This is a genomic window from Kitasatospora sp. NPDC101183 (assembly GCF_044767945.1).
GTDB lineage: Bacteria > Actinomycetota > Actinomycetes > Streptomycetales > Streptomycetaceae > Kitasatospora.
Window position 1 is genome coordinate 70,172 of the sequence record NZ_JBIWOW010000015.1, and the last position, 23,651, is coordinate 93,822.

Genomic DNA, 23,651 nt, shown 5'->3' on the forward strand with positions numbered 1-23,651 from the left:
TGTTGCGGCCGACGCTAACCGGACGGCCCGGCCCCCGCGCGCCGGGCCGTCCGATCGTCGTACTCCGCACCCCGCGTCACCGTCGGCGCAGCCACACCGCCCAGGTGAGCGCCGAGCAGCACGCGTACGCCGCCAGGAAGCCCCAGTAGGCCGCCTCCCCGTCGTGGCCGGACAGGAAGGACTGCCGGAAGGCCAGGTTCACCAGCACGCCCCCGAAGGCCCCGATCGCCCCGGCGAGCCCGATCAGCGCCGCGGTGCGCCGCCGTGCGTCGGTCTCGGCGGCGGCCGGGTCGGCTCCGGCGGCGACGGCCCGCCGGGCCACGTCCTGGTAGCGCGCGGGGATCATCTTGTACGTCGAACCGTTGCCGATCCCGCTGAGCACGAACAGCGCGACGAATCCGGCCAGGAACAGCGGCAGGGACCCGGCCCGGGAGGCGGCGAGGACGACGGCCGTCCCGGCGGCCATCCCGGCGAAGGTGCACAGCGTCACCCGCGCGCCCCCGTACCGGTCCGCGAGCCGCCCGCCGACGGGCCGCAGCAGCGAGCCGAGCAGCGGCCCGAGGAAGGTGAGGGCGGCGGCCTTGACCGGGGTGTCGAAGCGCTCGTGGAACTGCACCTGGAGCACCTGGCCGAAGGCGAACCCGAAGCCGATGAACGAGCCGAAGGTGCCGACGTACAGCGCGGACACCGCCCAGCCGTACGGGTCGCGGGCCACCTCGCGCAGCATCCGCCGCTCCCCCGCGCCGCCGCGCGGCAGTGGCAGGTCATCCATCCGCAGCCACGCGCCCGCCGCCGCCAGCGCGATCAGCGGCAGGTAGAGCAGCGGCAGCAGCCGGGGGTGCGCGGCGCCGGCCGTGGCGAGGACGAGGAGGCCGAGCAGCTGCACGGCGGGCACGCCGAGGTTGCCGCCGCCCGCGTTGACGCCCAGCGCCCAGCCCTTGAGCCGGTGCGGGTAGAAGGCGTTGATGTTGGCCATGGAGGAGGCGAAGTTGCCGCCGCCGACGCCCGCCACGCAGGCCACGGCGAGCAGCGTCCCGTAGGAGACGCCGGGCTCCAGGACGAGGGCGGCGAGCGCGGTGGGAACGAACAGCAGCAGGGCGCTGACCACCGTCCAGGTGCGCCCGCCGAAGCGGGCGACGGCGAAGGTGTACGGCAGTCGCAGCAGCGCGCCGAGGGCGGTGGGCAGGGCGGTGAGGGTGAACTTGTCGGCGGGGTCGAGGTGGTACTCGGGGCCGAGGAAGAGCACCAGGACCGACCAGAGGCTCCAGACGGAGAAGCCGATGTGCTCGGAGAGGACGGAGTACACGAGGTTGCGCCGGGCGATCCGGGCGCCGGAGCGGGCCCAGAACTCCTCGTCCTCAGGGTCCCAACTCGTGAGCGGCGGCGTCGACTTGTGGTCGAGGACGGTGGTCACGCGGCGGCCTCCTCGGGGGCCAGGCGCACCGGCCAGCGGCGCAGGACGGCGGGGGCGCCGTCCGGGGTGGTGTCCTCGTCCAGGCAGCGGCCGTCGGTGAGGTCGTAGACCTGCTTGTACATCGGGGAGATGAGCGTCGGGCGCTCCCCCCGGCTGCCGAGCAGGCCCCGGGAGAGGACGGGGGCGCCGCTGAAGGGGTCGAGGTTGTCGACGGCGTGCAGCGCGCCGGCGCGGTCGCGGAAGAGGGCGACCTGGGTGGCGTCGGGCATCAACACGGCGACGCCTCGGCCGGGTTGGAGGTCGGCGAGGTCGCAGACGCTGCGCCAACGGTCGCCGTCGTGGATCTGCACGTCGCGTGCCTGCACGTCGTGGATCTGCACATCCTGTTTCTGCACGTCGCGTTTTTGCACGTCGTGTTTCTGCGCGGTCATGGGGTGAGCACCTCCAGGCGGGCCCCGGCGACGAGCACCGGGGCGTCGAGGGTGCGGCCGGCCTCGCCGGGGCGGGCGGGGCGGATCTGGCCGCGTTCGGGGACGAAGGTCACGGCGGGGTCGGGGGCGCCGGGGGCGTTGACGAAGGAGGAGAAGCGGCGCAGCCGGTCGGGGTCGGCGAGGGTCTCGGCCCATTCGTCGCGGTAGGCACCGATGTGACGGGCCATCAGGTCGTCGAGCTCGGAGGCGATCCCGAGGGAGTCGTCGAGGACGACGGCCCGCAGGTGGTCGAGGCCGCCCTCGATCCGCTCCAGCCAGACGGAGGTGCGCTCCAGGCGGTCGGCGGTGCGGATGTAGAACATCAGGTAGCGGTCGATGGTGCGGATGAGGGTGTCGCGGTCGAGGTCGGCGGCGAGCAGGTCGGCGTGGCGCGGGGTCGTGCCGCCGTTGCCGCCGACGTAGAGGTTCCAGCCGGCGGAGGTGGCGATGACGCCGAAGTCCTTGCTCTGCGCCTCCGCGCACTCGCGGGCGCAGCCGGAGACGGCGGCCTTGAGCTTGTGCGGGGAGCGCAACCCCCGGTAGCGCAGCTCGAGTTCGATGGCCAGGGTGGTGGAGTCCTGGACGCCGTAGCGGCACCAGGTCTCGCCGACGCAGGACTTGACGGTGCGCAGCGCCTTTCCGTAGGCGTGCCCGGACTCGAAGCCGGCGTCCACCAACCTGCGCCAGATGGCGGGGAGTTGGTCGACGGTGGCGCCGAAGAGGTCGATCCGCTGGCCGCCGGTGATCTTGGTGTAGAGGCCGTGGTCGCGGGCGATCTCGCCGATGACGATGAGCCCCTCGGGGGTGATCTCGCCGCCGGGCACCCGGGGGACGACGGAGTAGGAGCCGTTGCGCTGGAGGTTGGCGAGGAAGTGGTCGTTGGAGTCCTGGAGGGCGCCCTGTTCGCCGTCCAGGATGTGGCCGTTGCCGAGGCTGGCGAGGACGGAGGCGACGGTGGGCTTGCAGACCTCGCAGCCCTCGCCGCCGGTGCCGTGCGCGGCGAGGAGTTCGGAGAAGGTGGACAGGCCGGTGACCCGGGCGATCTCGTACAACTCGGCTCGGCTGTGGGCGAAGTGCTCGCACAGGCCGGTGGAGGTGGAGACCCCGGCGGCCGCCAACTCCTCGGAGACGACCGTGCCGAGCTGCTTGAGGCAGCTGCCGCAGCCGGTGCCGGCGCGGGTGCACTTCTTGACGGCGGCGACGCTGTCGCAGCCCTGGTCGCGGACGGCGGCGCGCACGGCGCCCTGGGTGACGTGGTGGCAGGAGCAGAGCACCGCCTCGTCGGGCAGGGCGACGGGGCCCGCGTCGGTGAACCCGGCGGGCAGCACCAGCTGTTCGGGCGGGACGGTCAGCGGCTTGCCCGCGACGGCGAGCGGGCGCAGGGCGCCGTAGCCCTCGGTGTCGCCGACCAGGACGCCGCCGAGCAGGGCGCCGTCCGCGCCGATGACGAGCTTGCGGTAGACGCCGGTGCGGCTGTCGCTGTAGAGCACGTCGAGGGCGCCCTCGGCGCTGCCGTGCGGGTCGCCGAAGCTGGCGACGTCGACGCCGAGCAGCTTGAGCTTGGTGGAGGTGTCGGCGCCGGTGAAGCCCCCGCCGCCCTCGCCCCGCTCGGCCGCGAGGGTGCGGGCCGCCGTCTCGGCCATCTGGTAGCCGGGGGCGACCAGCCCGTACACCCGACCGTCGGCTGCCTGGGCGCACTCGCCGATGGCGAGGACCGCCGGGTCGGCGGTGCGGCAGTGGGCGTCGACGACCACACCGCCGCGCTCGCCGACGGGCAGGCCGCAGTCCCGGGCGAGCTGGTCGCGGGCGCGGACGCCGGCGGAGAACACCACCAGGCCGGCGGGCAGTTCGCGGCCGTCGGAGAGGCCGAGCGCCCGCACCCGCCCGTCCGCCCCGGTGAGCACTCCGGACGCTCCGGCGCTGGTGTGCACGGTGACGCCGAGGTCCTCGATCTTGCGGCGCAGCACGGCCCCGCCGCCCTCGTCGACCTGGACGGCCATCAGCCGGGGTGCGAACTCGACGACGTGGGTCTCCAGTCCGCCGGCCCGCAGGGCGCCCGCGGCCTCCAGGCCGAGGAGCCCGCCGCCGACCACCACGCCGATGCGGGCTCCGGCGGCGTCGGCGCGGATCGCGTCCACGTCCTCGACGGTGCGGTAGACGTGGCAGCCGGGGGCGTCCTTGCCGGGCACGGGCGGCACGAAGGGCACGGATCCGGTGGCCAGCACCAGGGCGTCGTACCGGAGTTCGGCGCCGGAGCGGGTGCGCACCGTGCGACTGTCGCGGTCGATCGAGGCCGCCGGGTCGCCCAGGCGCAGGTCGATGCCGTGCTCGGCGAGGAAGCCGGGCGGGCAGAGCGAGAGGTCCTCCGGCGTGCTGCCGTCGAAGAGGGAGCTGAGGTGGACGCGGTCGTACGCCGGCCGGAGCTCCTCCGCGAGGACGGTGATCCGCCAACTCCGGTGGCCCTGCTGATCGGTGAAGGCTTCCAGGAAGCGCTGCCCGACCATGCCGTGGCCGATCAGGACGAGGTCCCGGACGGTGCGGTCCTCGTGGGTCATCGCGCGTCTCCAGTCATTGCGGCTCCTAGGGTTCCGGTTCCGGTTCCGATACCGATTCCGGTTCCGGTTCCGGTCAGCAGGTGCAGGGGGTGGCCGGTGACGGCGCCGTCGGCGGCGAAGGCGCCGGCCAGCGCGTCCACGGCGGCGAGGTCGCCGAGCAGGATGGCGCCGACGAGCCGGTCGCCGCGCAGGACGAGCTTCTTGTAGCTGCCGCGCGTGGCGTCGGTCAGCCGCAGGACGTCCAGCCCGGGGCCCTCCTCGACGGTGCCGAAGGCGGCGTACTCCAGGCCGCCGGTGCTGAGCCGCGCGCGGGGGCGCCAGCCCGGGTAGCGGGCCCCGGGGTCGGCGCCGGAGAGGCGGCGGGCGAGCACGTCGGCCTGGTCCCAGGCGGGGGCGGCCAACCCGGGTACGGCGCCCCGGTGTTCGGCGCAGTCGCCGATGGCGTGGACGTGCGGGGCCGCCTCCAGCCGGTCGTCGACGAGCACGCCGGTGGCGACGGCGAGACCGGCGGCGTGGGCGAGCGCGGTGCGCGGGCGGGTGCCGCAGGCGAGGACGACGAGGTCGCAGTCGAGCCGGTAGCCGTTGGCCAGTTCGACGGCCTCCACGCGCGGGTCGCCGTGCACGGCCCGGGCCCGGTTGCCGGGGTAGCAGTCGACGCCGAGGGCGCGCAGCCGCTCGCGCAGCACCGCCGCCGCCTCCGCGTCCAGGTGCCGCTCGACCAGGTACGGCCCCTGGTGGACGATCTCGGTGCGCACGCCGAGCGCGGCCAGCGCCCGGGCGGCGCTCACCCCGAGGACCCCGCCGCCGATCACCACGGCCCGCTTCGCGCCGACGGCCTCCTCGGCCAGCCGGGCTCCGTCCTCCAGGGTGCGCAGGGTGTGCACCCCCTCGGCCAGGCCCCGGCCGTCCGGGCGGCGCAGCCCGCGCACGGGCGGCAGCACGGGGTTGGCGCCGGTGGCGAGGACGAGTTCGTCCCACTCCTCCTCGGAGCCGTCCGCGAGCCGCAGGGTCCGGGCGGCGGGGTCGAGCGCCACCACCTCGCAGCCGGGCCGGGCCCGCGCCGCGCCGAGCGGCAGGGCGATCGACTCGGTCTCGTAGCGCCCGGCGAGCACCTCGGCGAGCAGCACCCGGTTGTACGGGGCGCGCGGCTCGGCGCCGTACAAGGTGACGGCGCCCTCGCCGCCCAGCGCGCCGTGGCGTTCGGCGAAGCGGGCGGCGGCCATCCCGGCGCCGACGACGGCGATCCTCATGCGTCCACCGCCTCGACCCGGACGGCGCACAGCTTGAACTCGGGCATCCGCGACACCGGGTCCAGCGCCGGGTTGGTGAGGCTGTTGGCCCGGCCGGCGCCCGCCCAGTGGAAGGGCATGAAAACGGTGTCCGGCCGGATCGCCCCGCTGATCCGCGCCGGGGCGACGGCCCGGCCGCGCCGACTGGTGACGGCCACCGGCCGGCCGTCGGCGATCCCGAGGCGGGCGGCGAGGCCGGGGTGCAGTTCGACGTACGGGCCGGGGGCGGCGGCGTTCAGCTCGGCGACGCGGCGGGTCTGGGCGCCGCTCTGGTACTGGGCGAGGACGCGGCCGGTGGTCAGGTACAGCGGGTACTCCTCGCAGGGCTCCTCGGCGGCGGGCCGGTGGGTGACGGCGGCGAAGCGGGCACGGCCGTCCGGGGTGGCGAAGCGGTCGAGGAACAGCCGTGGCGTGCCGGGGTGTTCGGGCGTCGGGCAGGGCCAGAAGACGCCGTCCTCGGCGGCGATGCGGGCGTAGTCGATGCCCGCGTAGTCCGCATCGCCGCCGGCCGAGGCCCGGCGCAGCTCCTCGAAGACGGCCTCGGCCTCGGCCGGGAAGCCCTCCACCACGCCGAGCCGGGCGGCGAGTTCGCGCAGCACCCACAGTTCGCTGCGGACGCCCTCGGGCGGGTCCAGGGCGCGGCGGCGCAGGATGACCCGGCCCTCCAGGTTGGTGGTGGTGCCGTCCTCCTCGGCCCACTGGGTGACGGGCAGGACGACGTCCGCGAGCCGGGCCGTCTCGGAGAGGACGAGGTCGGCGACCACCAACAGGTCGAGCGCGCGCAGGCGTTGGGAGACGTGACCGGCGTCGGGCGCGGAGACGGCCGGGTTGGAGCCGGCCAGCAGCAGCGCGCGGACGCCTCCCGGCTGCCCGAGGCCGTCCAGCAGCTCGTAGGCGGAGCGGCCGGGGCCGGGCAGGTTGTCCGGGTCCACCCCCCAGACGGCGGCGACGTGTCGGCGCGCGGCCGGGTCCTCGATCGAGCGGTAGCCGGGCAGTTGGTCGGCCTTCTGCCCGTGCTCGCGGCCGCCCTGCCCGTTGCCCTGGCCGGTCAGACAGCCGTAACCGGCGTACGGGCGGCCGCAGTTGCCGGTGGCCAGGCACAGGTCGATCCAGGCGCCGACGGTGTCGGTGCCCTTGCTGTGCTGCTCGGCTCCCCGGGCGGTGAGCACAATGGCCGTGGAGGCCTCGCCGAACATCCGCGCGGCCTCGCGCAGTTGGTGCTCGGGGACGCCGGTGATCCGCTCCACCCTGTCCGGCCAGTGCGCCATCGCGGAGGCCCGGGCGGCGTCGAAACCGGTGGTCCGGCGCTCCACGAACTCCTCGTCCACCAGGCCGTCCGCGATGACGAGGTGCAGCAGGCCGAGGGCGAGCGCGAGGTCCCCGCCGGGGCGGGGCTGGAGGTGCAGGTCGGCCAGCTCGGCGGTGCGGGTGCGGCGCGGGTCGACGACGATCAACCGGCCGCCGTTCTCCCGCAGTTCGCGCAGGTAGCGCACGGCGGGCGGCATCGTCTCGGCCGGGTTGGCGCCGACGAGGACCAGGCAGCCGGTGTGCGGGACGTCCGCGAGCGGGAACGGCAGCCCCCGGTCCAGGCCGAAGGCCCTGCGGTGCGCGGCGGCGGCCGAGGACATGCAGAACCGGCCGTTGTAGTCGATGTTGGCGGTGCCCAGCACGACGCGGGCGAACTTGCCCAGCAGGTACGCCTTCTCGTTGGTGAGCCCGCCGCCGCCGAACACCCCCACCGCGTCCGGCCCGTGCTCGGCCCGCGTCCGGGCGAGCCCGGCGGCGACCCTGTCCAGCGCCTCCGGCCAGGACGCCGCCCGCAGCGGCCCGCCGGGCGCGTCGCGCAGCAGCGGGCCGTCCAGCCGCACGCCCCGGGCGAGCAGCGCCGGCGCCGTCCGGCCCTTGGCGCACAGCGCGCCCCGGTTCACCGGGAACTCCGGGCGCTCCAGCACCTCGCCCGGGCGGGCCCGGTCGAGCCGCATCCCGCACTGCAGCGCGCAGTACGGGCAGTGCGTGTCGGTGGCGGCGGTTCGTGTCATCCCGGTCATGCCGAGAACCGTCGCCGCCTGCTGTTTCGCGGCCGGGTCGCGGTTGTTGCGGGCACGGTACGCCTCGCTCACGCCGCCCCCGGGGCGGGGTGCGGGCGCGGACATCCGCCGTAACCGCAGCGGCACCTTCGCTTACCGGCAGGTGACGGGCGGGCAATGCCCCCGTAACACGCGCGCCGGAGGCTGGGCCGCATGGCCGCCACCCTCACCACGCCAGGACCGCCGGGAGCCCTCACGGGCTTCACCGTCGGCGTCACCGCCGCCCGCCGCCGCGAGGAGCTCACCGCGCTGCTCACCCGCCGGGGCGCCCAGGTGGTCGAGGCGCCCGTGCTGCGCATCCTCCCCCTCGCCGACGACCAGGCGCTGCGCGAGGCCACCGAGCGCTGCCTGGCCGCGCCGCTGGACTACGTGGTCGCCACCACCGGCGTCGGCTGGCGCGGCTGGATGAGCGCCGCCGAGGGCTGGGGCCGGGGCGCCGCCCTCGCCGGGGCCTGCCAGGGCGCGGTGGTGCTCACCCGGGGGCCGAAGGCCACCGGCGCCGTCCGGGCCAGCGGCCTGCGCGAGAGCCACTCCCCCGACAGCGAGGCCACCGACGAGCTGCTCACCTGGCTGCTCGCCCGCCCCCTCGACGGGCGCCGCATCGCCGTCCAGGAGCACGGGGTCCGCCTGGACGCCTTCGCGGCAGCCCTGCGCGAGCGCGGCGCGGAGGTCGTCTCCGTCCCCGTCTACCGCTGGGCCCCGCCCGAGGACCCGGGCGCGGTGCGGCGCCTCCTCGACCAGACCGTGCGCCGCCGGCTGCACGCCCTCACCTTCACCAGCGCCCCCGCCATCACCGCGCTGCTCGCGGCGGCCACGGCCGAGGGCCTGTACGGGGAACTGGTGGACGCGCTGCGCGAGGACGTCCTGCCGGTCTGCGTCGGCGCCCTGTGCGCCCGGCCGCTCACCGACCTCGGGCTGCCCGCCGTTCACCCCGAGCGGGGGCGCCTCGGCTCGCTCGTCCGGCTGCTGGCCGACACCCTGCCGCCGCGCACCCGACGCGAAGTCCCCCTGGACGGCTTGGTGTTGACGCTCCAGGGCAACGCCGCCCTCGTCGACGGGGACGGCCGGCTGCTCAGCCCGCGCGGCGCCGCCGTGCTGCGCGCCCTCGCCGCCCGGCCCGGCCACGTCCTCAGCCGCGCCGACCTGCTGCGGGCCGCCTGGCCGGACGCGACCGCCGACGAGCACGCCGTCGAGGCGGCCGTCGGACGGCTGCGGGCCGCGCTCGGGCCGCACGCCTCGCTGATCCGGACCGTGCCCAAGCGCGGCTACCGGCTCGCGGCGCTCTGATGCTGCTCGCGGTCGGGCACGGCAGCCGCGATCCTCGGGCGCTGGCCACAACCCGCGCCCTGCTGCGGCTGGTTCGCGCCATGCGCCCCGAACTCACCGTCCGGCACTGCTTCCTGGACCACGCCGAGCCATCTCTCCCCCGGGCCCTCTCCCAACTCGACGGCCTGCGGCCCATCGTGGTCCCGCTGCTGCTCTCCACCGGCTACCACGTGAAGGTCGACCTCGCCGCCACCGGCCTCCCCCTCGCCCGCGCCCTCGGCCCGCACCCGCTGCTGGCCGAGGCCCTCGCCGACCGCCTCGCCGAGGCCGGCGCCCCGCCGCACGCCCCCGTCCTCCTCGCCGGGGCCGGCTCCTCCGACCCGGCCGCCCGCGCCGACACCGCCCGGATGGCCGAACTGCTGGCCGCCCGCCTCGGCCGCCCCGTCACCCCCGCCCACCTGTCCGGCCCCGGGCCCACCCCGCAGGTCGCCCCACGCTCCGAACTCGCGCTCGCCACCTACCTGCTGGCCCCCGGCCACTTCGCCCGCCGCGCCGCCGCCGTCCCCGCCAGCTGGACCAGCGCCCCGCTCGGCGCCCACCCGGCCCTCGCCCGGCTCGTCCTCCACCGCTACGACCGGGCCCGCGCCGCCGCCCGCCTCCCGGCCGCCGCCTGACGCACGCGGTGGTCAGCGCCCGGCGGCGAAGGCCAGCAGCCGCTCGTTGACCAGCTCCGGCTGCTCCAGGTTCAGCCCGTGCCCGGCGCGCTCCACCGTCTCCGCCCGTACGCCCGGGATGAGCCCGGTCACCCGCTCCACCACCTGGCGCGGGCGCAGCAGCGCGCTGCGGCGGCCGACCAGGACCATCACCGGCAACCCGATCGACGCCAACTCCTCGTCCGTGAACGGCCGGGCGGGCGGGCGCGAGCCGGGCCTGTAGCTGCGCATCGCGAGCATCAGCGGGGCGATCATCTCGCGCGGCGCGCTGAGCGCCGGGTTCGCCAACAGCCGCCCGAGGGCCGGGCGGTAGCGCCTCGGGGCGAGCATGCCGAACAGGCCCGCGACCATGTGCGCGTAGAAGCGGGCGGGCACCTTCTCGATCCCGCCCGGGTCGAGGGCCGCGACGGAGGCGAGACGGTCCGGGCCGTGGATCGCCTGGTTCAGGGCCAGCCACCCGCCGTACGAGACCCCGACGAGGTGCACCCGCTCCAGGCCGAGGCCGGCGAGGGCCTCGCCGAGCCAGGCGGCGTTCTCCTTCGAGCCCGCCGCCACGACTCGCTGCACGCTGCGCCCGGGGTCGTCCAGGGTGTCGATCGCGTACACGGGGTGGTGCTCGCCGAGTGCCGCCACCTGCGGGTACCAGTTGGACGGGTGCCCGGCGTGGCCGTGCAGCAGCACGACCGGCTCGCCGGTCTCCGCCCCGTACCGATGGACGTGAACCGTGCCGTACGTGGTCTCGACGTCCAACTCTGCGCGCGGGCTCGGCCACAGCTCCATCGCCCGGTCGTACGCGTCGAGGAACGTCGCCCGGGCCGCCTCATCGACGAAGCGCCCGACACTGGTCCTGGTCATGATCCCTCCCCGTTTTGATGGTATGGTTGTACCACAAAAACATCCGGAAGGAACCCGATGCCGAAGCTGGTGGACCACGAGGAGCGGCGGGCCCACATCGTCGACGCCCTGCTCCGCTCGGCGGCGAGCACAGGCCTGCACTCCGTCACCATGCGCTCGGTCGCGGTGGAGGCGGGCGTCTCCGTACGCCTCGTCCAGTACTACTTCGACACCAAGGAGCAGCTGCTCCTCGCCGCCATGACGCGCCTGGCGACCCGCATGGGCGAACGGATCCAGCTGCGCCTGCGCGCCACCGGCCCCGCGACCTCGCCGCGCGCCGTCATCGAGGCCGTACTCCTCGAAGCCGTCCCCACCACCGAGGAGAGCCGCGCCTTCCACCTCATCTACACCGAGTACGCCGTCCTCTCCGTCACGGACCCCACCCTCGGCCCCCTCGCCGCCCCGGACGAGATGGAGGCCTTCCTCACCGCCCAACTCACCGCCGCCCAGGCCTCCGGAGAAGCCGACCCCACCCTCGACGCCCACCACGAAGCCGTCGTCCTCCTGGCCACCTCCGCCGGCCTCGGCCTCAGCGTCCTCCTCGCCCAACGCACAGCCGAGGCCGCAACGGCCGTCCTGCGCTACCACCTCAGCCGCGTCTTCCCCGGCGCATAGACGACTTCGGGCCCGGACGTTCGCCGTTGTCCAGACGCTCGGGGAGGACGACGAGTGGGTCGCCGCCCGGGGCTGCGCACTGGTGCCGTACCGCGATCTGACGGCCGGAGCCGGGTTGACGCTCGAAGCCCGTCATGCACTGCCGCTGGATGTGACGCTCCTGACGGCCGTCCGTACCCCGGCCGCGTGACGCCGGTGCGGGCGCCACGGTGACGATCGTCCTGCAGGAGGCAGCGGTGGCATCTCGTGATCGGCGAAGCGTCCGGCCGCCTGCGGCGACGTCGATCGTCCATGCAGGTGATCACGGAGCGGCGGCCGGGTGATCTTGAGTGTCGGGATGGATCGGCCCGGGCCCTGAGCGCAGCACAGAAACGCTTCTGCGCCGTGCCGTCGCGGCCCCCGGGCCCTGATCGCGTGTGATCTTCTTCTGCCCGCCAGTGAGCAGTGTGCCCGGGTACGCGGCGTCGGTCGTGGGTGGCCACCGGTGCCCGAGGCGTTTCCGGACGGAGGATCTCCATGAAGAAGTCGCTGACGGCCGCCATGGTCGTGGCCCTGACCAGCGTGCCCCTGATGACCACCGCGGCGGCCGCGGCGACGGTCGTGCCGGGCACGGTCTCCGGTGACGGCGGTGACCGGATCGGGATCGTGAAGGGCAGCGGCGCCGCCTTCGCCAAGGAGGGCGCCCTCGACGCGCTGTGGAAGGGGCAGGCCGACGACGTGAAGCAGATCGTGCTGTCCGGCAGTCGCATCGGCGTCCTCAAGGACGACGGCTCGGCCTACGTGAAGGAGGGCGCCCTCGACGCCCAGTGGGTGTACGAGGCCGGCAACGTCAAGCAACTCGCCCTGTCCGGCGACCGCATCGGCATCGTGAAGGGCAGCGGCACGGCGTACGTGAAGGAGGGGGCGCTCGACGCCGCCTGGAAGGGCGAGGCCGACAACGTCAAGGAGCTCCAGCTCTCGGGCGACCGCATCGGCATCGTGAAGGGCAACGGTTCCGCGTACGTGAAGGAGGGCGCGCTCGACGCCCAGTGGACCGGCGAGGCGGACGACGTCATCCAGCTGGCACTGTCCGGCGACCGGATCGGCGTCCTCAAGGGCAGCGGCGCGGCGTACGTGAAGGAGGGCGCCCTCGACGCCGCCTGGAAGGGCCAGGCCGACAACGTCATCCAGCTCGAACTGTCCGCCGAGCGGATCGGCATCCTCAAGGACACCGGCGCGGCCTTCGTGAAGGAGGGCGCGCTCGACGCCCAGTGGACGGACGAGGCGGCGGGCGTGATCCAGATCGCGCTCTCCGGCGACCGGATCGCCATCGTCAAGGACACCGGCGTCGCCTACGCGAAGGAAGGCGGCCTGACCGCCCAGTGGACCACGGAGGCCGACCACGTGGCCCAGCTCGCCCTGTCGTGATCCGCCGCGAACCGCTCGTCGAGATCTAGCGGTTCGGCCTCCGTACGACCGGTTCCCCCCCGCCAGGACACGTCCTGGCGGGGGGGAGGACCGAAGCGGAGTCCGAGCACCGAGGAGCGCGACGGCCGTCGGCGCACGGGGTGACGACCCCACCGGGCGCCGTGACCCACGTCACAGTTGAGGTTGACCCCGGGGCAGGGTGGAGGCTCCTTCATGTCAGAGAACGACGCGAAGGAGAACGACCATGAACGACCGTCCCGAACTGCTCAAGGCCATCGACGAGTTGACCGCCTCCGGCTTCCTCGGCATCCAGCTCCGCGTGAACGACGAGCACGGCGAGTGGGTCGGCGGTGCCGGCGCGCGGGAGCTGGAGTCCGGCGACAGGCCGCTGACCGACGGGCACTTCCGGATCGGGAGCAGCACCAAGAGCTTCGTCGCCACCACGGTGCTCCTCCTCGTCGCCGAGGGCCGGATCGGACTGGACGCGCCGGTGGCCGACCACCTGCCCGCCTTCGGGCTGGACCGCCGCATCACCACGCGCATGCTGCTCCAGCACACCAGCGGGATCTTCAACCACACCGGCGAGCTCTACGAGGACGGCACGATCGTGCTCGGCGTGCCCTGGCGGGGGAAGGAGTGGGTGGACAACCGCTTCACCACCTACCCGCCCGAGGAGCTGGTCCGGCTCTCCCTCTCCCACCCGCCGCGCTTCGCGCCCGGTGCGGGCTGGAGCTACTCCAACACCAACTACGTCCTCGCCCGGCTGATCGTCGAGGCCGTCACCGGCCGCTCGTTCGCCGAGGAGTTGCGGCGCCTGATCCTCGACCCCCTCGGGCTCACCGGCACCCTCGCGCCCGGCGCCTCCGCCAAGATCCCGGCCCCGCGCAACCACGGCTACTACCGCTACGAGGACGAGGGCCAGGAGCGGACGATCGACGTCACCCGCCAGAACCCGAGCTGGGTGGGCGCCGGCGGGGACATGATCTCGACCACCGCCGACCTGCACACCTACTTCTCCGCCCTCATCGGTGGCCGCCTCCTCCCGCCCGACCTCCTCACCCAGATGCGCACCCCGGAGGAGACGGTCGGCTACGGCCTCGGCGTCTTCGCGCAGGAGACAGCGGCCGGCACCGTCTTCCACCACAACGGCGCCGTCATGGGCTCCGCCGCCCTGATGTACGCCTCCGCCGACGGCCGCACCACCCTCACCGCCGGGCTCACCTGGGTGGACGACGCCGCCATGTCGATCGCGCCCGCCTTCCAGGAGGCCCAGAGCCGCTTGGTGGGCGAGGTGTTCTGCGGCAAGCTGAGGTGATGAGCAGCGGAGTGACGATCGGGCAGGCGGCGGCGTTCGTCGGCATCACGGTGAAGACGGTGCGGCACTACCACCGGATCGGCCTCGCCCCGGAGCCGGAGCGCGACGCCTCCGGCTACCGTCGGTACGGCTCCGCCGAGTTGCTGCACCTGGTCCAGGCGCGGACCCTCGCCGCCGCCGGCGTGCCGCTCGCCGAGATCGGGCCGCTGCTCGACGCCGACCCCGACGCCTTCGCCGCCACCCTCGCCGAGGTGGAGGGCCAACTCACGGACCGGATCGCCGAGTTGACCGCCCGCCGCGACACCCTCCACCGCCTCGCCGACGGCGACCGGGCCCTCCTCCCCGACCGCGCCTGCGCCCTCCTCGACCGGATGCCCGCGCTCGGCTTCGGCCCGGACTACGTGGCGGCGCAGCGCGAGGCCCTGATCCTGGCCCGGGCGATGGTGCCGGAGGGCTTCGAGGGCTTCCTCGACCGGCTCGAACAGGGCCTGGACGAGCCCGAGTTCGTCGCCCTGACCCTGCGCGCCCTGGAGGCGGAGGGCTGGGCGCCGGACGACCCGAGGCTGGAGGAGCTCGCCGCCGCCCTGGCCGACCACCACCTCCGGAGCGACCCGGAGGCCCTGCGCGCCTGGTCCAGGGCCTCGGCCCAGTACCAGCTGATCAACACCCACCGCGAGGACGAGGCCCCGATCGCCGCCCGCCTGACCGCCCTCACCGAGGCCCGGCTCCGCGCGGCGGGCGTCCGCACGCCGCGCGGCTGAGACCGCCGAGACCGCCGAGACCGCCACACGATTCCCGGCGTTCAGCCGCCCGACGCCTCCCTGATCGTTAGCCTGAGAACCGGGCTTTACCCGATCTTGGGGAGGACATGGGGTGAGCGGGTACACAGCGGAGCCGGAGCGGTTCCCCGTGGCGGCGAACAGGTTGGAGGAGGGCGCGAACACGATCTCGCAGGCGGACACCGGCTTCGGCGAGTCCGCCGCCGCCGCGACCCGCCACAACGGGTGGGACATCGGCTCGTCCCTGGGCACCTGCACGACCCGCTGGTCGGCGGAGACCGGCAAGGTCACCAAAGCGATGCGCAAGATCGCCGAGGGGCTGCGGGCCACCGCCGCCAACTACGACCGCCAGGAGGCCGGGATCGCGGAGCAACTGCGCACCGCCGCCGATCTGTTGGAGGGCAAGGCCTGATGCCGTCCCCGTACCAGCAGGAGCAGCCCGACGGCCGCGACACGGTCGTCACCCCGCCCCACCAGCGGCGCTTCGCGACGCCGGTCACCCTGAAGCAGGTCCGCTCCTGCGACCCGCAGGCGTTCCACCGGGCGTCGGAGGAGTGGGACAAGGTCGGCACGGCCATCAGCTCCGCCCGGTTCGTCGCCGTCGACGTCCTCTCCACCCTCCAGGAGGGCTGGAGCGGCGAGGCCGCGACCCTCGGGCGGCGTGCGCTGAAGGAACTGCTGGACGAGATGTCCATCGCGGAGCAGGAGTTGGAGGCCGCGAAGCTCACCCTCGCCACGGCTGCCACCGGACTGACGCTCGCCCGCCGCTGGGTGGCGGAGGCCGACGACCTGGCCCGCGACAACAGCCTCACCATCGCGGAGGACGGCGGGATCGGGTACCCCTCCTGGGCGAGCGGGAACGACCCGGACGGTGCGGGCGAAGCCCGGCGGCTGGCCGGCGTCGCAGGGGACATCCGCAACCTCCTGAAGGCGGCGACGACCTACGCCGCAACCGTCAGCAGCACGGCGGCGCACGAACTGGACCGCATCAACAGCGCGGTGGACTACCGCGTCTTCGACGAGTGGACCAGGCGCGTCGTCGGCGAGGACCTGGCGGGCGCACGCGACATGGCCAAGGCCATCGGCGGCGAGGGCGGCGTCCTGCTGCCGCCCGACGCGTACGACCGGGGCTCGGGCGACTACGGCACGGAGACGCCGACCGACGCGGACCGCCGGCTGAAGGCGATGCTGGGCGCCGGGATCGCCGGGATGCCGTTCACGGCCGGGGGCACCAACGCCAGCGCCAACATGGCCCATTACCTCTCCGGCAGCGGCGAGCCGCTGGCGCTGAACGTCGAGGACATGCTGAAGGAGATCCCCGATTTCAAGGAGAGCGTGTCCACCACTCTGGACGGCAACCTGCCGGGCTGGGAGGCCGAGGCCCTCGCGGAGTACCGGCGCACGGGCAAGCCGGTCGCGCTGGTCCAGCAGACCGGCTGGCAGCCCATGTCCGCGACCCCGTACAGCAGCAAGGACTGGTTCTACGCGGTCGGTTCCTTCCACTACAACACGGAGGCGAAGGTCGAGGTCAAGCCGACCTCGCCCGGCGCCCCGCCGGAGGTGACGGTCACCTACAAGACCCACGTGCGCGACCGGTACAACTGGGACTTCGACAGGAACGACCCGCTCCACCAGAAGGGGACGGAGGTGCCGGGCGTGGGGTACGTGTCGGACGGGGACCTCCAGCGCCTCCACAGGACCGGGCTGGCCCGGGAGTTCGACATGGGAGGCGCCAGCGATGCCCGGACGAGGAAGCTCTGAGGTGGCATCGGCCGGGAGCACCGGACGTCGGCTCCTCATCGCCTTCGAGGTGCTCTGCGGGCTGGTGATCGTGGGGTGCCTGTGGTGGGGCGTGGACGCGTTCCTGGGGGCCCGCGAGTCGCGGGACGGGACGGAGGCCGCGCGCGCGGAGCGGCTGGCGGGCCTGTCCCACCAGCAGCACCCCGGGAAGGGGCGGTACTACGCCCCGGCGGCGGCCGTACTGACCGTGGGCCCTGACGGGGCGCCGGTCACGTACCTGCGGTACGGGGCCGCCGACACCGCCGACAACAACGTCGAGGACTTCCTGCGCACCTACGACCTGCCGACGGCGGGTACCCCCGCCATCCTGCCGGAGGACCTGCGGATCGCACTGCACGTCGAGCAGCCCGCCGGGGCCGTGCTCCTGCCGGACGTACGGGCGGGGCGGCAGGTCTTCGTGGTTCCGCGGCCCCCGACGAAGGCCTCGGCCGAGGGTGTGGCCGCCGACGTCTACGTCCGGGCGACCGGCGACTGAGCGGGCCCGCCGCGCTTCCCCGCGCGGCGGGCCCGGGGCCTCAGGAGGCCGCGAGCCAGGAGGCCGGGCCGCCGACCTGCGTCCAGTTGGTGCCGCCCTGCCACTGGAAGACGGCGCCGCGGTCCGGGGTCAGCCCGTAGACCGTGCCGTTGCCGTCGATGGTGAACTCCGCACCGGGGCCGCCGATCCGGGCCCAGTTGTTCGGGCTGCCGCCGTAGCGCCAGACGTCGCCGGTGCTCGGGTTGGTGGCCAGCAGGGTGCCGCCGCCACCGGCGACGATGCTGCTCGCCGGGCCGCCGACCTGGATCCAGTTGGTGCCGCCCTGCCACTGGAAGACGGCGCCGCGGTCCGGGGTCAGCCCGTACACGGTGCCGTTGCTGTCGACGGAGAACTGGGCACCGGGGCCGCCGATGCGGGTCCAGCTGTTCGGGGTGCCGTTGTAGCGCCAGACGTCGCCGGTGCTGGGGTTGGTGGCGATCAGGGTGTCGCCGCCACCGGCGTAGATGTCGGTGGCGGGGCCGCCGATCTGGATCCAGTTGGTGCCGCCCTGCCACTGGAACACCCCGCCGCCGTCCGGGCTCAGCCCGTACACGTGGCGGTTGCCGTCCTGGGCGAACTCCTTGCCGGGGCCTCCGATCCGGGACCAGTTGTTGGGGCTCCCGTTGTACGCGTAGAGGTCTCCGCTGGACGGGTTGGTGGCGATCAGCCCGCTGCCGCCGGAGACGATGGTGGAGGCCGGGCCGCCGACCTGCGTCCAGGTCGAGCCGTCGAAGTAGAAGACGCCGCTGCGGTCCGGGTTCTGGGCGAAGAGCGCGTGGTAGGCGGAGATCGAATCCGCCGGCCGGGCCGTGGCGGCGGCGGTCACGGACGCGGTGTCGGCCTGGGCGGGCACCGCCGCCAGCGGCGCGGTGCCGATCGCGAGCGCGAGGCCGGTGAGGAGGAGCTTGCGGGAAGTGGCACGGAGAAGCATCGCTTCCAACCTTCTGAGTGGCGTGGGAGTGATCCGAGCTACAGAATCAGGGGGGCGAATGCGCCGAAATGAATCCCCTGCTCAGGGGGAACAGGAATTCGCTGCCTACGGTTCCAGCGTGATGGAATTGATCGGCGTCATGTCCTTGTCGATGTACCAGCCGGCGGGCAGGTAGCCCTCGCAGCCGACGCCGTCGTAGCCCGTGCAGGTGCGCATGGTGGCACCGCCGGTCTGGTTGTTGTAGATGCGGTAGGTGCCGTACATGTTGCTGAGGTTGTAGGTGCCGTACCGGTAGTAGGTGGAGGTCGGCTGGTTGTTGTTCCACCCGGCGCCCGGATAGAGACAGACGTACCCGGACGGACAGCCGTAACTGTCGTCCGCGGTCCGGGCCGTGGCGGTCGTCGCCCCGACGGTGGCCACCGCGCCGACGGCGAACGCGAGTGCGACGGTGGTCCTCACGATCCTGCGCATGGTTGTGCTCCTGCCCGGTGAACGAATCGGGCCCCTCCGGTTTCGCCGTCCGTCGATGCGTTCGATGAAAGCATCCGGAATCGGATTCCGGAAACAGGGAGGAAAATGCTCCGTGAGCACACTCGCACCCGTAACCGAGACATGTCAATGGACTCGCACCGCAGGCCCCGGGGCACCCTCCCGGCACTCCTGGAACGTCTTTCCCGCGATTCCCGGAAATTGTCGGTACCCGATTCCCGGGCCGAATGAATGCCCGGATGTCGAAAAGGCATCGGAATCCTTCGTCGTCGACGACCCGATGCGCCGGGGCGGGGCCCGATCGCGATCCGGAACACCCTCTCGGACGAACACGGCACCCACGGCTGCGCGTTGGCGTCGGAGACGGAAGCTCTGACGCGCGGTGTCGGGTGGCACGATGTCGGTGCCGCAGTGTGCGGTTGTTCGTCCATGGGGGTGTTGGCGGTGCGGGTTCTTGCCGGACGCTACGCGTTGGTGCGGTTTGTGGGGCGCGGCGGGATGGGGGAGGTGTGGGAGGGCCGGGACCGGATGATCGAGCGGCGGGTCGCGGTCAAGCTGCTTCCGCACGAGAAGCGCGACGACGCGGGCGCGGCACTGTTCTTCCGCGAGGCGCGTACCGCCGGCGCCCTGCAGCACCCGGGCGTGGTCACCGTGCACGACCTGGGCCAGGACGAGGCGGACGGTTCGCTGTTCCTGGTCATGGAGTTCGTCGAGGGCCGCAACCTGGCCGCAGTGCTCCACGAGGACGGCCCCCCGCCGGTCGCCTCCGCCGTGGAATGGGCCGCCCAGGCCGCCGCGGCACTCGCCCGCGCCCACGACGCGGGCATCGTCCACCGTGACCTGAAGCCGGCGAACCTCATGCTCACCACCGAAGGGCGGGTCAAGGTCCTGGACTTCGGGATCGCCCGCTTCATGGAGTCCACGAACCGCTCCAGCAAGGTGATGGGCACCCTCGCCTACATGCCACCCGAACGGTTCGAGGAGCACCCCGGGGACGCCCGCTCGGACCTGTACTCCTTCGGCTGCGTCCTGCACGAACTCCTCACCGGGAAGCCGCTGTTCGAGGCCAGCAGCCCGATCTCGATGATGAACGCCCACCTGTTCACGGCCCCCACCCGTCCCGGCGGACAGCGCGCGGGCATCCCCGCCGACCTCGACGACCTCGTCCTCGCCCTCCTCGCCAAGGACCCCGCCGACAGACCCGCCACCGCCGAAGACGTCCACCGACGCCTCGCCGCCCTCACCCGCCACCGCACGACGGCCCCCGCCCCGGTCCCCGCCCCGCCGCCCGGCCCGGACCACGGCACGCCGAAAACCGGTGCCGAGGGGCGCCCGCCCCAAGCGCCGTCGCCCGGGCGCCGCCGATTCCTCCGGCTCGCCGCCGGCGCCACCGTCGCCATCGGTGGCGGAATCGCTGCGGCGCTCCCCTTCACCGACCGCGGCGCCGCCACCGACGACCCCGGCCAGGCCGTCGGTACGAGCCCGTCGACCGGCATCAGTCCGTCGACACCCCTACGACCCCAGTGGCCCTTCGCGACCGGCGGCTTCGTCACGGCGGCGCCGGCTGTCGTGGGCGGTGTGGTGTACGTCGGCAGCTACGACAAGAATCTGTACGCCCTCGACGCCGCCTCCGGCACCAGGAAATGGGCCTACACCACCGGTGGCAACCTCCCCTCGTCGCCGGTGGTCGCGAACGGCGTGGTGTACATCGGCAGCGACGACAAGACCGTGTACGCCCTCGACGCCACCACCGGCACCAAGAAGTGGGCCAACTACATCGACGCCGGTGGCGGCTGCTCGCTGGTGGTCACGGACGGCGTGGTGTACGTCAGTTCGGGCCACAACGTGTACGCCCTCGACGCCGCCACCGGCACCAACAGGTGGACCTGCACCACCGGCGGCCTCGTCGACCGGTCGCCGACGGTCGTGGGCGGTGTGGTGTACGTCAGCAGTGTGGACAAGAACGTGTACGCCCTCGACGCCGCCACGGGCGCCAGGAAATGGGCCTACACCACCGGCGGCAACGTCTACTCGTCACCGGCCGTCGCGGACGGCCTGGTGTACGCGGGCAGTACGGACAAGAACGTGTACGCCCTCGACGCCGCCTCCGGCGCCAGGAAATGGGCCTACACCACCGGGGGCATCGTCGAATCGTCGCCGGCCGTCGCGAGCGGTGTGGTCTACATCTCCGGCGGCGACAACAACGTGTACGCCCTCGACGCCGCCACGGGCGCCAGGAAATGGGCCTACACCACCGGGGGCCGCGGTCTCTGCCCATCGCCGGCCGTCGCGGGCGGCGTGGTGTACATCTCCAGCGACGACAACAACGTGTACGCCCTCGACGCCGCCACAGGTGCCAGGAAATGGGCCTACACCACCGGCGGCAACGGCCTCCTCTCGACGCCGACGGTCGCGGGCGGCGTGGTGTACGTCGGCGGTGCCGACGACAAGAACGTGTACGCGCTCGACGCCGCCACGGGTGCTGTCGTGAAGTAGCGCAGCATCAGCACACCGCCCCGCCGCGACCGTGGTCGCGGCGGGGCGGTGTGCTGCGGGGTGAACGGGCGTCAGCGGCCGGCGTGGGCCTTGGCGCGGGCGGCGGAGCGGTCGTCCTCGCCCTGGTCGTCGTTGTCGTCGGACCAGCCGTCGCTGCGGTCGCGGTAGAGCGTGAAGCGGTCGAACAGGACCGGCGTCGGGACGGGGTTGGCGGCGGTGGCCGGCACCGAGTGGTAGTAGGAGACGGTGATCGTCGTCCGGCCGCCGGGCACCAGGCCCGGGTCGACGTCGAAGACGGCGACGCCGTACGGGAACGCGGTGTCCGGGTCCGTCACCGCCGACCAGAGGGCCTTCTCCTTGGCGTCCGGGTCGGCCTTGAAGGTGAGGCGCTGGGTGCGGACGGAGGCCTGGCGCACGCCGTCCTCGTCGACCGGGAGGTAGACGTCGTCGTGGCCCGCCGTGCCGCCGCCGCCGAGGATGAGGTGGACGGTGCCCTCGGAGGTGTCGATCCGGCGCAGGTCGTCGTCCGCGACGGCCGGGGTGAGCAGGCCGCCCGGCTCGGTGCCGCGCACGGGGTGGGTGCGCTCGTAGTCGTGGTCGTGGCCGGCCAGGACGAGGTCGACGCAGTAGCGGTCGAGCAGCGGCAGCAGGTGCTCGCGCAGGCCCATGTCGCCGCCGTGGCTCGCGGCCGAGGAGGACATCGCGAACTGGTGCAGGTTGACGACGATCCAGTCGATCTCACTGCCCTTGCGGGCGCGCTTCAACAGGCTCTCCAGCCAGCGCAGTTGGGCGCCCTCGCTGTAGCCGCTGATGTAGATGGACTGCCCGGTGGCCGGGTCGAGGCTGGCGTCGTCCTCGACGGCGATCTCGTTCCCGTCGAGGCTGACGAACAGGACGGAGCCGACCTGGAAGCTGTACCAGTTGCCGCAGTGGTCGCGGGTGCCGTTGCCGGGCAGCTCGAAGCGCGTCAGGTAGGAGGCGTAGCCGAGGTCCCCGCCGCCGGCCTCGACCTCGTGGTTGCCGGGGGCCGGCATCCACGGGCGGTTGGCGGCGGACTTGCCCATGTTGTTCATGAACGCGTTCCAGGCCTGCGGCTGGAGCTGCGGGTTGTTGTTGGCGTACGCGAGGTCGCCGTTGAGCAGGTGGAACAGCGGGGCGAACTGCTCGACCTGGCGGACGGCCGCGTTGCCGTGGATCGAGGACTTCTTGAAGACGTTGTCGCCGGTGCCGAGGTCCCCGAAGCTGGTGAAGCGGAAGGAGGCCCGGCCGCGGGCGGGCGCGGTGCGGAAGGTGCCGCGCACCGGCTCGGCGCCGTCGTGGAACACCTCGTAGACGTACGTGGTGTCGGGGCGCAGCCCGTCCAGGCGGGCGTGGTGGGTGAAGGTCTCGACCTTGTTGAGGCCGTCGACGTAGCTGCGGCTGCGGGCGTCGACGGTGCGGCCGGCGCCGGTGCGCGGGGTGCCGATGCGGACCCGGGGGCGCCGCACGGTGGCGGCGGTGGCCCAGGAGACGGTCATCTCGCGGGAGGGCTCGTCACCCCACTGGAGGTGGATCTGCTCGGGCCCGGGCGTGCCGGCCACGGCCGGCTGCGTCCAGAGCAGGGTCGAGGCGGGGATCGCCGCGAGTGCGCCGACCGCCGTACCCGTCCGAAGGACCGTTCTACGCGAAGGTTGTGCCACCACTGCTGCCTCCTGTGCTCCGAGAAACGCCGAGGAGGTTCCCAGTCGGATCGCACGATCGGACCAATGCCGACCGTGCGTACGGCGAACGGAAGTTGAACACCACTCCGGCGGGGGACGGCCGGATGGCGGCGGGCCGCCCGGGTGGTCCCGGGCGACCGACCGGGTGACCCGCCGGACGTGTCGTCGGCGCCGCGCCCCACCCGGCGTGCGTCGGTTGGGAATGCGCCGTCTCCGGACGGCGCACGCCTTGTCCCCTGACCTGAGAGCCGCCGATGCCTCCCACCGCCCGTTCCTCGGCCCGCTTCCGCCGCCGCTTCCTCCCCACCGCGCTGTGCGCCGTCGCCGTGGCCCTCGCCGCCCCCGCGGCCCAGGCCGCGCCACCGGGCGGCGAGGGCGACGGACCGGGAGGCGGCGGCGCGTACGACTGGGAGAGCGTGGCGGCCTGCGAGAGCAGCGGGAACTGGCACGTCAACACCGGCAACGGCTACTTCGGCGGCCTCCAGTTCGACGACCCGACCTGGCGGGAGAACGGCGGGCTGACCTACGCGCCGCGCGCGGACCTCGCCAGCCGCGAGGAGCAGATCGAGATCGCCGGGCGCCTGGCCGGGCGCCGGGGGCTGAGCCCCTGGCCGGTCTGCGGCGTCCGCGCCACCCGGGACCACAGCCGTGGCAACGGCCCGGACGGGGGCAACGGCCGGGACAGCGGTCCGGGCCGGGCGCCCGAGGCCGCGCCCCCGAAGCCGGCGGCCGCGGAGGGCGGGCAGTGGACCGTCCGCGAGGACGACACCCTCACCGACCTCGCCGTCGCGCTGCGCGTGCCCGGCGGCTGGCCCGCCCTGTACGCGCTCAACCGGACGGCCGTCGGCGAGGACCCGGACCTCATCCGGCCTGGCCTGGTCCTGCGCGTCCCCTCGGAGTGATCCAGCCGCCGCCCG

General features: G+C 73.8%; 20 protein-coding genes. 11 read left to right on the forward strand and 9 right to left on the reverse strand.

What is annotated here, in order from left to right; translation table 11 throughout:
• Window positions 1–76 precede the first annotated feature (76 nt).
• The 5 genes from ACIRRS_RS21980 to ACIRRS_RS22000 are packed head-to-tail and all read right to left on the reverse strand — an operon-like array spanning window position 77 to window position 7,767.
• Window positions 77–1,414 carry a nitrate/nitrite transporter gene (locus tag ACIRRS_RS21980; protein WP_402973113.1) on the reverse strand — a complete coding sequence of 446 codons (1,338 nt, stop codon included), beginning with the start codon at window positions 1,412–1,414 and terminating at the stop codon, window positions 77–79.
• Window positions 1,411–1,809, reverse strand: a complete 399-nt coding sequence (gene nirD / locus ACIRRS_RS21985) for a nitrite reductase small subunit NirD (protein ID WP_402973115.1) — start codon at window positions 1,807–1,809, stop codon at window positions 1,411–1,413. The genes ACIRRS_RS21980 and nirD overlap by 4 nt, the downstream gene beginning before the upstream one ends.
• A 32-nt stretch (window positions 1,810–1,841) precedes the next feature.
• On the reverse strand, window positions 1,842–4,439 hold the full coding sequence (gene nirB, locus ACIRRS_RS21990; RefSeq protein WP_402973118.1) for a nitrite reductase large subunit NirB: 2,598 nt from the start codon (window positions 4,437–4,439) through the stop codon (window positions 1,842–1,844).
• Window positions 4,436–5,689, reverse strand: coding sequence for an NAD(P)/FAD-dependent oxidoreductase (locus tag ACIRRS_RS21995; protein ID WP_402973121.1), 1,254 nt, complete (start codon window positions 5,687–5,689; stop codon window positions 4,436–4,438). The genes nirB and ACIRRS_RS21995 overlap by 4 nt, the downstream gene beginning before the upstream one ends.
• On the reverse strand, window positions 5,686–7,767 hold the full coding sequence (locus tag ACIRRS_RS22000; RefSeq protein WP_402973606.1) for a molybdopterin oxidoreductase family protein: 2,082 nt from the start codon (window positions 7,765–7,767) through the stop codon (window positions 5,686–5,688). Before ACIRRS_RS22000 ends, ACIRRS_RS21995 begins: the two co-directional genes overlap by 4 nt.
• Before the next feature lie 201 nt (window positions 7,768–7,968).
• Here ACIRRS_RS22000 and ACIRRS_RS22005 point away from each other — a divergent pair, with 201 nt between their 5' ends.
• Complete coding sequence (locus ACIRRS_RS22005) at window positions 7,969–9,102, forward strand: uroporphyrinogen-III synthase (protein ID WP_402973123.1); 1,134 nt, start codon at window positions 7,969–7,971, stop codon at window positions 9,100–9,102.
• Window positions 9,102–9,755, forward strand: a complete 654-nt coding sequence (locus tag ACIRRS_RS22010; protein ID WP_402973126.1) for a sirohydrochlorin chelatase — start codon at window positions 9,102–9,104, stop codon at window positions 9,753–9,755. The genes ACIRRS_RS22005 and ACIRRS_RS22010 overlap by 1 nt, the downstream gene beginning before the upstream one ends.
• A gap of 12 nt (window positions 9,756–9,767) precedes the next feature.
• Here ACIRRS_RS22010 and ACIRRS_RS22015 read toward each other — a convergent pair whose 3' ends face one another.
• Window positions 9,768–10,649: an alpha/beta fold hydrolase gene (locus ACIRRS_RS22015; protein WP_402973129.1), complete on the reverse strand. Its 882-nt coding sequence runs from the start codon at window positions 10,647–10,649 to the stop codon at window positions 9,768–9,770.
• A gap of 57 nt (window positions 10,650–10,706) precedes the next feature.
• On the opposite strand from ACIRRS_RS22015, the gene ACIRRS_RS22020 reads away from it, so the two are divergent.
• The 7 genes from ACIRRS_RS22020 (at window position 10,707) to ACIRRS_RS22050 (ending at window position 17,079) form a co-directional block, all read left to right on the forward strand.
• On the forward strand, window positions 10,707–11,303 hold the full coding sequence (locus ACIRRS_RS22020; RefSeq protein ID WP_402973132.1) for a TetR/AcrR family transcriptional regulator: 597 nt from the start codon (window positions 10,707–10,709) through the stop codon (window positions 11,301–11,303).
• Window positions 11,304–11,819: 516 nt separating this feature from the next.
• Complete coding sequence (locus ACIRRS_RS22025) at window positions 11,820–12,710, forward strand: peptidase S1 (protein WP_402973135.1); 891 nt, start codon at window positions 11,820–11,822, stop codon at window positions 12,708–12,710.
• 244 nt (window positions 12,711–12,954) lie between these two features.
• Window positions 12,955–14,025 carry a serine hydrolase domain-containing protein gene (locus ACIRRS_RS22030; RefSeq protein WP_402973138.1) on the forward strand — a complete coding sequence of 357 codons (1,071 nt, stop codon included), beginning with the start codon at window positions 12,955–12,957 and terminating at the stop codon, window positions 14,023–14,025.
• A complete protein-coding gene (locus ACIRRS_RS22035; RefSeq protein WP_402973141.1) occupies window positions 14,025–14,786 on the forward strand; it encodes a MerR family transcriptional regulator in 762 nt (253 codons plus the stop codon). The genes ACIRRS_RS22030 and ACIRRS_RS22035 overlap by 1 nt, the downstream gene beginning before the upstream one ends.
• Before the next feature lie 112 nt (window positions 14,787–14,898).
• Window positions 14,899–15,216: a hypothetical protein gene (locus ACIRRS_RS22040; RefSeq protein ID WP_402973144.1), complete on the forward strand. Its 318-nt coding sequence runs from the start codon at window positions 14,899–14,901 to the stop codon at window positions 15,214–15,216.
• Window positions 15,216–16,565: a hypothetical protein gene (locus tag ACIRRS_RS22045; RefSeq protein ID WP_402973147.1), complete on the forward strand. Its 1,350-nt coding sequence runs from the start codon at window positions 15,216–15,218 to the stop codon at window positions 16,563–16,565. The genes ACIRRS_RS22040 and ACIRRS_RS22045 overlap by 1 nt, the downstream gene beginning before the upstream one ends.
• 1 nt (window position 16,566) lies before the next feature.
• Window positions 16,567–17,079 (forward strand): hypothetical protein, encoded by a 513-nt coding sequence (locus ACIRRS_RS22050; RefSeq protein WP_402973150.1) that lies wholly within the window; start codon window positions 16,567–16,569, stop codon window positions 17,077–17,079.
• Window positions 17,080–17,119: 40 nt separating this feature from the next.
• Here the strand turns inward: ACIRRS_RS22050 and ACIRRS_RS22055 are convergent, their stop codons facing one another.
• The gene (locus ACIRRS_RS22055; RefSeq protein WP_402973152.1) at window positions 17,120–18,049 is read right to left on the reverse strand and encodes a tectonin domain-containing protein; all 930 of its coding nucleotides are present in this window, start codon (window positions 18,047–18,049) and stop codon (window positions 17,120–17,122) included.
• 105 nt (window positions 18,050–18,154) lie between these two features.
• Window positions 18,155–18,520: a hypothetical protein gene (locus ACIRRS_RS22060; protein ID WP_402973155.1), complete on the reverse strand. Its 366-nt coding sequence runs from the start codon at window positions 18,518–18,520 to the stop codon at window positions 18,155–18,157.
• Between the two features lie 447 nt (window positions 18,521–18,967).
• Between ACIRRS_RS22060 and ACIRRS_RS22065 the strand changes: the two genes are divergently transcribed.
• A complete protein-coding gene (locus tag ACIRRS_RS22065; protein WP_402973158.1) occupies window positions 18,968–21,034 on the forward strand; it encodes a PQQ-binding-like beta-propeller repeat protein in 2,067 nt (688 codons plus the stop codon).
• Between the two features lie 71 nt (window positions 21,035–21,105).
• On the opposite strand, the gene ACIRRS_RS22070 is transcribed toward ACIRRS_RS22065, so the two are convergent.
• Window positions 21,106–22,614 carry a purple acid phosphatase family protein gene (locus tag ACIRRS_RS22070; protein ID WP_402973160.1) on the reverse strand — a complete coding sequence of 503 codons (1,509 nt, stop codon included), beginning with the start codon at window positions 22,612–22,614 and terminating at the stop codon, window positions 21,106–21,108.
• A gap of 374 nt (window positions 22,615–22,988) precedes the next feature.
• Here ACIRRS_RS22070 and ACIRRS_RS22075 point away from each other — a divergent pair, with 374 nt between their 5' ends.
• Window positions 22,989–23,636, forward strand: coding sequence for a transglycosylase family protein (locus ACIRRS_RS22075; RefSeq protein WP_402973163.1), 648 nt, complete (start codon window positions 22,989–22,991; stop codon window positions 23,634–23,636).
• The last annotated feature ends 15 nt before the right edge of the window (window positions 23,637–23,651 follow it).